Raw genomic sequence first — 10,390 nt, forward strand, 5'->3', positions numbered from 1 at the left:
TTGTTACTCTTCGTTGTTTAAACGCTCTGTAATTGCTTCTTTAGCGACTTCACGATCGTCAAAATGATGAACGTCTTTACCAATAATTTGATACGTTTCATGACCCTTACCAGCAATAATGATGATATCTTCAGCTTTCGCGTTAGCAATTGCATGGTATATCGCTTCTTTTCTATCAATAATTACTTCATAATTATTCCCATTTGCACCCTGTACCATATCATCTAAAATAGCCCCTGGCTCTTCACTTCTTGGATTATCTGAAGTGTAAATTGCATGAGTTGCATATTTTGTTGCAACACTTGCCATGATTGGTCTCTTTGTTCGATCTCTATCTCCGCCACAACCGACGATACAATATACATCGCCTTTTGCGAACTGTTTCGCTGTTTTTAATACATTTTCTAAGCTATCTGGTGTATGTGCATAATCAACAATAACTGTATAATTTTGCCCACCATCAACTACTTCAAAACGTCCTGGAACTCCAGCTAGTTGCTTTATCACATCAATGACCGTTTCTAAACTTACACCAGAAACAAGTCCTGCCGCTGTTGCCGCTAGTACGTTATATACATTAAATTTCCCAATCAATTTCATCGTAACATTTACACTTTCATATGGTGTTACAAGTGTAAATGTAGTTCCACCACTCGTCATAACGATATCTTTGGCCATAATATCACTTGTTGTATCAATTCCATACGTTACAACAGTTGCCGCGGTACTTCTCATATATTCCGCAGTTACAGCGTCATCGTTATTCAGTACCGCATATTTTTCACGATTATGATTATAACTATTGCCAAGTTGTGCAAATAGCAACCCTTTTGCATGTTTATATTCTTCCATCGTTTTATGATAGTCTAAATGATCTTGTGTTAAATTTGTAAACACTGCTACATCGTAATCACATCCGTGTACACGACCAAGATCTAAAGCATGTGACGAAACCTCCATTACTGTACTATCTACACCGTGTTCAACCATTTTTGAAAACGTCTGTTGAAGTGTTAGTGCATCTGGTGTTGTATTTTTCACCTCAAATGTTTCATCACCGATTTTCATATTAATCGTTCCAATTAGCCCCGTTTTATGACCATGTGCGCGCATAATCTCATCCATAATATGCGATGTTGTTGTCTTTCCATTTGTACCTGTAATTCCGATTAAATGTAACTTGTGTGTTGGTTGACCATAAAAATAATCAGCTAAAACCGCTAACGAACGAAAAGTGTTTTTCACAAGTACAACTGGAACGTCAACATCAATTGGTCTTTCCGCAACAATAGCAGCCGCTCCTTGTGCCGCTGCTCGCTTAGCAAAATCATGGCTATCAACCGTATACCCTTTCATACATACAAATAAGCTTCCCTCTTTCACTTTACGTGAATCAGCTTCTATAGATGTGATTTCTGGATTTTCTTTTGGAACAACTGGAAAATCATGCAAACATGATACAAGTGTATGCAACTTCATTTCACTAAACCCTCTCTACATTGTGTATTTATCTCTTCTTTAATAAGCAACACGTTACCTCCTAATTATGTAAAATAGGAGGTACGTGCTACTGTCGTCTAATAAATAGACTTATTTATAATTGAAACTCTTACGGTCTCAAATTAAGTAACTCTTCTATAAAGAACTCACTTCCACCAATTGTACCATAAAACGTACTAGGTTACCTTTAATTCCCGAAGTAAATTCTAATTTTTGAGCCCTCTTTCACTTTAGCTCCTGCTTCTGGGGATTGTTTAATAACTTTCTCTCCGTCTCCACTTATATCAAGCTTCAAATCGACGAGTTGCGTCTGTAAATCTTTCTTTTTCATACCAATTAAATTCGGAACTTCCACAGTTGGTATATCGCCCCATTTATATTCTCTCTCAACTTGTTCTGTTCTCGGTTTCACACCCATAACAGGAAGTGCATCACGAAGGATGTTCCCAACAATTGGAGCAGCTACTACTCCCCCAAATTGCGTTACACCTTTCGGATTATCAACAGCAACATAGACAACAATTTCCGGATCATCCGCTGGAGCAAAACCGATAAAAGATACTATATAATTATTCTCTAAATATTTACCATCTTTCACTTTTTGAGCCGTACCTGTTTTTCCACCTACACGATACCCATCAATGAAAGCACCTTTACCAGATCCCTTTGCTACAACATTCTCTAATGCATACCGAACTTTTTCTGAAGTTTCCTTGGAAATAACTTTTCTTTTTTCCACAGGTGTCTTTTTACTTACAACTTTATCATTTTTTGGATCAATAAATTCCTTAGCTATATATGGTTGATACAACGTCCCACCATTTACAGCCGCTGCTACTGCTGCTACTTGTTGAATCGGTGTTACAGAAACTCCTTGACCAAATGAAGTAGTTGCTTGCTCGACTGGACCAACTTTATCTAAATTAAATAAAATCCCACTACCTTCACCTTGCAAATCAATTCCTGTTTTCTGTCCAAAGCCGAAATTACGAATGTATTTAAACAATCGGTCTTTACCAAGACGATCACCAAGTTCAATAAATCCTGGGTTACATGAGTTTTGAACTACTTCTAAAAACGTTTGGCTACCGTGGCCTCCAGCTTTCCAGCATTTCAATCGAGCTCCACCCACTTCAGCTGCTCCATCATCATAAAACGTATCTTTCTCTAAGTCTACTAAATTTTCATTCAAGGCTGCTGCTAACGTAATGATCTTAAATGTTGAACCAGGCTCATACGTACTCCATACTGGTAAATTTCTATTATACACTTCTGGAGAAACACTTTGAAAATCTGCTGGATCAAAGCTCGGCCGACTCGACATGCCTAAAATTTCACCATTTTTCGGATTCATCGCAATCGCAATCATACCATCTGGACTATATGTCGATTCTGCAATGTTCATTTCTCTTTCCATAATTCTCGTAATACGTGCATCAATGGTTAAACCTAAATTCAAACCAGCTTCTGGCTTTTTGAAATCATCGCCAATATTAGGCATCCTTTGTCCTTTTGCATCTGCAAAAAAACGCACATGACCTTTATCACCATTTAATTCTTTATCATAATATTTTTCTAGTCCCATAAGACCTTGGTTATCACTACCTGCAAACCCTAATACGTGTGATAAAAAGTTACCAAATGGATAGTACCGGATAGAGTCCTCTGCGATATAAACACCTTTCAAACTTAATCCTCGTACCTCTTTCGCTTTATCATGTGATATTTTTCTGCCGCCTTTATCTAACCTTACAATCGATTCTTTTTTTGTAATCCGCTTATAAACCTCATCTTTTTCCACACCTAATACTGCAGCTAACTTCTCTGCAGTCTCTGCTGGTTTTTCAATTTGCCTCGGTACAACAAAGACAGTTGGGGCACTTTTATTCGTAGCAAGTTCCACACCATTTCGGTCTAAAATTTTCCCACGTTCAGGTTCAAAAGTAATATTACGACTCCATGAATCCTTCGCACGATCCGTTAACATATTACCAAGAAAAAATTGCACATATCCAAGACGAATATCGATGATAGTGAAAATAAGTATACCTGATATGAGTATAAAAATAAGTCGTTTTCTAACTGTTACATTTGATACACGCATATTGGAACAAGCCTCCCTTACGCCTAGCTTGTTCCAATATATGCTTGTACTTATTTAATTAGAACTTCTTCTCTTTTACCATTACGGTTTTTCTGCTTCTTGTTGTGGTTCAAGTGGCGGTACAAGTGTTACACCTAACTCTGTACCAGGTTGCAACAATGTTCCTTCTGCCACACTTTGTTCAGTTACGTATCCGGTACCAGTAGGTTTTAAGTTAAGCTTTAATGTTTTTGCTAAATTCATAACATCACGCAGTGCCCAACCTTGTATATTTGGCATTGTAGGTTTATCTCCTACTAAGAAGACTCGATCACCTTTTAATGTTTGCTCAGTTGCTTTTGGCACTTGCTGCTGCACTTTCCCTTCACCTAATACGATTGGACGAAGTTTTGCTTTATCAATTTCTTTTTTCGCTTCTTCCATCGTTTTCCCGGTTACTTCTGGAACGACAGTTTGTTGTTCTTTTACATATTTTTTTGGATCTTTTATTTCATTTGGCTTAATCTTTAAATACTCTAAACTATTTTTGGTTACATATTTAAAAACATCAGCTAAAGGCTGTGCGCCATTCTCATCATCTTTCAATTTCGGCTTTTTTACAGCTACATACACAACAAGTTGCGGATCGTCCATAGGTGCCATCCCTAAGAATGAGAATATATAATTCTCTCTTCCCGTCATATAGCCACCTTTTCCATCCGGAATTTGTGCTGTCCCTGTTTTACCACCAACAGAATATCCATCGACTTTATAAGCAGTTCCTGTTCCTTTCGGCGATGTAACAACGCGCTCTAATAACTGTCTTACTTGCGCTGCTGTTTCTTTTGTAACAGGTTTTCCCACTTCTTCTGGCTTATGTTCTAATTTTACTTCCCCTGTTATTGGATCTACAATTTTGTCAATTGTATAAGGCTTCATCATTTTTCCATCATTTGCAATAGCAGTTGCAGCTTGCACAAGCTGAATTGGTGTTACAGTAGAACCTTGTCCAAAAGCTGTTGTTACTTGCTGTATTTGTTGATCGAATATAATTGTATTTGACCCTTCACCAGGTAAATCAATGTTCGTTTTTTCATCTAATCCAAAACTATGAATATATTTTCGGAAACGTTCTGGGCCAAGTTTTTGATCCCCTAAAATTGCAAACGCTACGTTGGAAGAGCGCTCTACCCCTTCATCAAATGTGATAGATCCCCATCCAGCGCCGCCGTTATGATCTTTTATTTTTCGGTTTCCGACTTGGTATGTACCAGACTGATAATAATCTTGGCCTTTATACACACCTTCATTAATGGCTGCTGCTAGCGTGAAAATTTTCATTGTTGATCCAGGTTCAAATGCATTTGCAATTGCGTCATTGAAAAAATATTTAATTTGACGACTATTTGGATCATAACTAGGTTTACTAGACATCGCTAATATTTTCCCTGTTTTTGGATCCGCAACAATTCCTATTAAGCTTTCTGGTTCATAATGCTTACTCGCAGCTTTCATCGCATCTTCTAAATAACTTTGAATACGTTGATCTATCGTTAAATACGCGTTATCGCCGTTTTTAGGTGCCTCTACATTCACTTTTCCACCGTCAAGAGACACACCTTTACGATCGCCTGTATAAGCTACTTTTCCGTTAGAAGCACTTAAATACTTATCTAAACTTTTTTCTAAACCAAATTGTCCTACCGAAGTTCCTTCTTCATTCGGTTTAGCATGACCTATAACATAAGATGCAAAATCACCGTTCGGATACACTCTTGCATTTTCAGTAATAAAGGATATGCCTGGCAATTTCAATGCTTCGATTTGTTCCTTCTGTTCTTTCGTCAAATCTTTACCTAGCGTTCCAAATTCAACTTGACTTTTATCTTTTTTATTTAATGTAGCTAAAATCTTCTCTTCATCTTTTCCGAGCACTCCCGCAATTTTCTTTGCAGTATCCTCTTTATTCTCAACCTGATTCGCACCTTTTAATTCTGCTACAAGTTTATAAGAGTTTGCATCTTGCGCTAATACATGGCCGTTTTGATCATAAATCGTCCCGCGATTTGCTTCGAGAACTCCTGTTTTACTATGTTTTTGCTGAGCGAGTTTATCCAAATCCTGATTATGCACTGTTCCTGTTACTTGTATGTAAAAAAATCGGGCTAATAACAGCAAAAAGAGCAGGAGGAATAAAATCATAAAATACCCTGCTCCCTTATTGGTATGAAATTTAGTCATATTTCTCTTCATTTTCCCTTCACACCTATTGCCTTATTTGAGGCCCTTCACATTATTCGCATTAATTTCTAGCCCGTGTTTTTTTGCAACTTCAGAGATTCGTTCATAACGACTTAACTTCTCTACTTCAGCCTGTAACTCTTGATTTTCTTTTTGCTGCTGTACAATTTTTTGTTCTATCGTCGCAGCTTCTACGTTAACTTGATAAAGGCCTGCTTTATTTCCAATAAACGCTACACAGGCATACAATAAAAAGCCAATAAATGCTACATACAACAGTTTTTCGATTCTTGTAATCTTCGCTTTAGCTTTTGGCTGAACCATCTGCTGTGGGGGCGTTTGAATCTGTACCTCTTCTTGCGCTTGTTGTTTGTACTTTACAGCTAAGTTACTCATACCTCTCTCCCCTTTTTATCGTTTTTCAGCGATTCTCAATTTCGCAGAACGCGCTCGATTATTTTCTTCTAACTCTATATCAGAAGGTAAAATCGGTTTTCTTGTAATAAGCTTTAATTTCGGCTTAAATTCATCAGGAATAATTGGTAATCCTGGCGGCAATTGTGGCGTTGTACTGTTTCGCTTAAACGTCGTTTTACAAATACGGTCTTCTAAAGAATGGAATGTTATAACACTAACTCTTCCGCCTGGCTTGACCATCTCAATTGCAGATTCCAACGCTTCTTCAAATACTTTCAATTCATCATTTACAGCAATACGGATTGCTTGGAACACTCGCTTCGCAGGATGTCCACCTGTTCTACGAGCAGGAGCTGGAATACCTTCTTTAATTAGTTCTACTAATTCTGCTGTCGTTTCAATAGCTTTATTCTCACGATACGCTTCAATTTTCCTAGCTATTTGTTTTGAAAATTTCTCTTCACCATACTGGAAGAAAATCCTTACAAGTTGCTCATATGACCAGCTATTTACAACATCATATGCTGTTAAGGGAGCATCTTGATCCATTCGCATATCTAGCGGTGCATCATGATGATAACTAAAGCCACGCTCCGGTGTATCTAATTGTGGGGATGAAACACCTAAATCAAATAAAATACCGTCTACTTCTGTTATACCTAATTCCTGTAGTTTTTCAGATAAATAACGGAAATTACTTTTTACTGTTATGAACTGCTCACCGTATGAAGCGAATTTTTCTTTCGCATTTTGAATCGCTATCTCATCTTGATCAAACGCGATTAACTTTCCGCCTTCAGTTAATTGGGATAATAAATAAGAACTATGTCCTCCTCCCCCCAGTGTACAATCTACATATGTACCACCTGGCTTTATATCTAAGCCGTCTACTGTTTCCTTTAAAAGCACTGTTACGTGTTTAAACATTGTTGCACCTACTCTTTTTCCAATTAATTATGTTGAATGCATCTCCTTCTCTAAACGCACATTTCACGATTAGAGAACAAAATACTATGAAAGAACGACTCATTTAACTTGCCTACAAAGGCAGCATACTATACAAATCGCTATTTTCTTTTATTATATACTAAATTTTATCATCTTTTGCGGGAATTTAAATAAAAAACTGTCGAAAAAGATAATAATACGTTTACATTTTGTGCTATTTTGTCATATATTTAAGTATCCTGCATAATTACGATATCCACTATTTCGAAATTAATAATTCAGAAAAATTTCACTTCACAGTAAATTCAACGGAACAAAAATAAAATCCTGCTCCTAAGAGCAAGATTCTATAGTTTTATAACATGATGTTTTCCGTCCCAAGAAAACGGGTTTTCCATTACACGATCAACGAAATCCAAACCGAACTGATTTAAATAGTAACATACATTCCACACACGCTCTTGCGGCACCCCTAATGGACGAAGCGCAAATTGTATGCGACGGAATTTATTTAGCTGCACTTCATGTTTTTTCTCAACATTTCTTTTCAACATTCTTTCCAACAGTTCAATTTGTTCATTAACTTTGAATTCATTTTTCCCTGCAAACGTACTTAATCCTGGATCTATTTTCTTCACAAACTGTTGTAATGACATATGAATATCAAGTATTTCTTTTTTCGCCTCTACAAATCGATCATCTATCGGTTCCTCTATTTGGTTAGATAACCAGTTTTCACGCAGCGTATCTACGTTATTTAAAAACGGGTCACTCTCTTGCAATTGTAAATCGCATAAATCTGTCGCTATATCCCTCTCTATATAAGTGATTGTAATACGCGGAACGACAGGCGGCATTCGGAAACCGATAGTATGGAAGACTTGTTGCAATTCACTCCAGTAAGCTAATTCCCCTGGCCCCCCAATAAACGCAAGCGTAGGAAATACATACTCTTGCATAATAGGGCGCGTTACAACATTATTACTAAAGCGTTCAGGACTTCTTTCCATCTCTTCCATCAATTCCTCATATGAAAAGGAATACGCTCCATCCTTTCCAACAAACTTCCCTTGATTGTCTTCAAGTAACACTCGCTCGTTATCGATTTCCATAAATATATGTACTGCATTAGACTTTGTTTCAATAATCGGTTTATATCCTAATTTTTTAATTACTTCCTGTTGATTATGAAGCCCCTCTTGCACTTCTTTATACTTACTTATAATTTGTTTGAAAAACGGCACTTCTAATTTTCTTAATTCAGGATGATGCGAATCAACAAGAATCAAACCAGAATTCACGAACATTTTCATAATAAGATGACCAAAGAAATCTACATACGTATTCGATTTCTCCAAAGAATCATCAATAAATTGCAGTACATCCTTTGTAAAATTCGTTTCAGGGTATGTTTTAAAAATTTCTTCAATCCACTTTCTACAGTCTTCCAAAGAAAGCTCAGACTCTGAAGCACTCGCCTTTTTCGGATTACGATCATGAAAAATAGTCTTTTTTATTTTTTTATTCTTCGTTACAAAAGTATGATTAATTTCATCCATATCATGGTCTTCACCAGCAATCCAGAAAACAGGAACGACTTTAACACCTAAACTTTCTTCCTTTTCCCTCGCAAGCTGTAAAACTGAAATGATTTTATGAATTGTATACAGTGGTCCAGTTAATAACCCAGCTTGTTGTCCAGCTATGACAACATATGTATTTTCATCTCCAAGCGCTTTTACATTTTGAATCGTAGCTTCTCCCGCTTGTAATTTTGTATTATATTCTAATAAATGCGCTACTAAATCTTGGCGGAAAAACTCCCTCTCACGCAAATCGTGTACACGCTGTTTAAAAGCATCTTCTGTTAACATATAGTCAAAACATGACTGTATCTCTTTTTTACCGTTCATATAGTCCGCTACAACGCCTTGTTGCGGAACAGAGATTTCTTTTATCTCCATATAATTCTTCCTTTCGTATCCTGTTCTCTCACCAATCCACATTGTAGTCAATGTTGCACGTAAAAGCAAAGAATTACACTTATACGTTTACTTCTAATCCTTTTATTGCATCGAACAAAAATTGAAGTGTCGGAACGGATCGTTGCTGTTTCTTAGCTTCTTCTAATACATATCCAACAATCGCACCAATTTCCGTTTGTCTATTCGCCCTTACATCTGCCAGCATAGATGATGTATTACGAGACGTTCTTTCACATACATGACGCACCATTTCCCATACCATTTCTTTTTCTTCTTCAACAAGAAAAACGACTTCCTGAAATACTTGTTCCATCATCCGATAAAAAAACGGGTTCTTAATCAACTCTCCGTTCTGGATTTGTAATAATGCTGTTAATGGATTGATGCATACATTAACTACTAACTTTTTGTGCATGACATCCTTCCAATCATCTTCTATTTGAATCGAAAAATGAGGAAAAGGAAAACAATTAAATATTTTTTCAAATTGTATAGACTGGCCATGCACGATTCCAAACTTCGTTACACCTATCCCTGTATGATAAACGGTATGTTTTTCTTCTTTTTTTGCACCATGCTCTACAATTCCAACCGCAATATTTTCATTCCCTATTTGCTGCATAGCATGCAGGTGCGACATTCCGTTTTGCAAAAAGATTAATGAGGATTCCCCTCGTACAAAAGGTAGTATATCAGTTATATGATATTGCTTAACAGCAATAAATATATAGTCTAGCTGCCGGTCTAGCATACTTTCTATTGGCAAAACAGGTGGGAATACCGTTTCGCTTTCCCCCTCCTTCATACAAGTTACACCCGTTATGTTCAATTCCTCAGCCTGTTTAACTGTCCTTGTAAACAACGTAACATCTTGCTTACTTTTTTGTAAATAAAATGCATACAATAGACCGATAGCTCCTGGTCCCACAACTCCGATTTTCATTTTCACACAAGGAACTCATATAATCACGATACATAAGTCCCTCTCCCTCCCCCTTTTTATCCCGCACACGCCTGATTGTTGCGGAATCATAATTAACTAAAGGTGAACAAATCCCACCGATTACAGTTTCACTTTATCTTTCTCCATTCCATTAACATAGTTTACAATTTCATTGCTCTTAAACAAACAAATGCAACCTCTTCTTTCAATATGTATATACTACCTATTAATATGCTTCTACTCTTAGTTTAGCAAATCCTTAAAAAAATAATA

At 36.8% G+C, this 10,390-nt stretch carries 7 protein-coding genes; all 7 read right to left on the reverse strand.

Features of this window, described 5'->3' with window-relative positions; translation table 11 throughout:
• Positions 1-3 precede the first annotated feature (3 nt).
• Entirely contained in the window at positions 4-1,479 is a 1,476-nt protein-coding gene (gene murE / locus KI369_RS03240; RefSeq protein WP_212955029.1) for a UDP-N-acetylmuramoyl-L-alanyl-D-glutamate--2,6-diaminopimelate ligase, read from the reverse strand.
• A gap of 208 nt (positions 1,480-1,687) precedes the next feature.
• Positions 1,688-3,604 (reverse strand): stage V sporulation protein D, encoded by a 1,917-nt coding sequence (locus KI369_RS03245; protein WP_212955030.1) that lies wholly within the window; start codon positions 3,602-3,604, stop codon positions 1,688-1,690.
• Between the two features lie 81 nt (positions 3,605-3,685).
• The gene (locus tag KI369_RS03250; protein ID WP_438800494.1) at positions 3,686-5,836 is read right to left on the reverse strand and encodes a penicillin-binding protein; all 2,151 of its coding nucleotides are present in this window, start codon (positions 5,834-5,836) and stop codon (positions 3,686-3,688) included.
• 21 nt (positions 5,837-5,857) lie between these two features.
• On the reverse strand, positions 5,858-6,220 hold the full coding sequence (gene ftsL, locus KI369_RS03255; RefSeq protein ID WP_000067082.1) for a cell division protein FtsL: 363 nt from the start codon (positions 6,218-6,220) through the stop codon (positions 5,858-5,860).
• Between the two features lie 15 nt (positions 6,221-6,235).
• Positions 6,236-7,168: a 16S rRNA (cytosine(1402)-N(4))-methyltransferase RsmH gene (gene rsmH / locus KI369_RS03260; protein ID WP_144614617.1), complete on the reverse strand. Its 933-nt coding sequence runs from the start codon at positions 7,166-7,168 to the stop codon at positions 6,236-6,238.
• 368 nt (positions 7,169-7,536) lie between these two features.
• Entirely contained in the window at positions 7,537-9,153 is a 1,617-nt protein-coding gene (bshC, locus tag KI369_RS03265) for a bacillithiol biosynthesis cysteine-adding enzyme BshC (protein WP_212955032.1), read from the reverse strand.
• Positions 9,154-9,232: 79 nt separating this feature from the next.
• A complete protein-coding gene (panE, locus tag KI369_RS03270) occupies positions 9,233-10,123 on the reverse strand; it encodes a 2-dehydropantoate 2-reductase (RefSeq protein ID WP_212955033.1) in 891 nt (296 codons plus the stop codon).
• Between the last annotated feature and the right edge of the window lie 267 nt (positions 10,124-10,390).

It is taken from the genome of Bacillus sanguinis (assembly GCF_018332475.1).
Taxonomy (GTDB): Bacteria; Bacillota; Bacilli; order Bacillales; family Bacillaceae_G; genus Bacillus_A; species Bacillus_A sanguinis.

What these genes read in the sequence shown, in the direction of transcription:
- murE (WP_212955029.1), bottom strand. Translation starts at nt 1,479, where the DNA reads ATGAAGTTGCATACACTTGTATCATGTTTGCATGATTTTCCAGTTGTT.
- KI369_RS03245 (WP_212955030.1), bottom strand. Translation starts at nt 3,604, where the DNA reads ATGCGTGTATCAAATGTAACAGTTAGAAAACGACTTATTTTTATACTC.
- KI369_RS03250 (WP_438800494.1), bottom strand. Translation starts at nt 5,836, where the DNA reads ATGAAGAGAAATATGACTAAATTTCATACCAATAAGGGAGCAGGGTAT.
- rsmH (WP_144614617.1), bottom strand. Translation starts at nt 7,168, where the DNA reads ATGTTTAAACACGTAACAGTGCTTTTAAAGGAAACAGTAGACGGCTTA.
- ftsL (WP_000067082.1), bottom strand. Translation starts at nt 6,220, where the DNA reads ATGAGTAACTTAGCTGTAAAGTACAAACAACAAGCGCAAGAAGAGGTA.
- bshC (WP_212955032.1), bottom strand. Translation starts at nt 9,153, where the DNA reads ATGGAGATAAAAGAAATCTCTGTTCCGCAACAAGGCGTTGTAGCGGAC.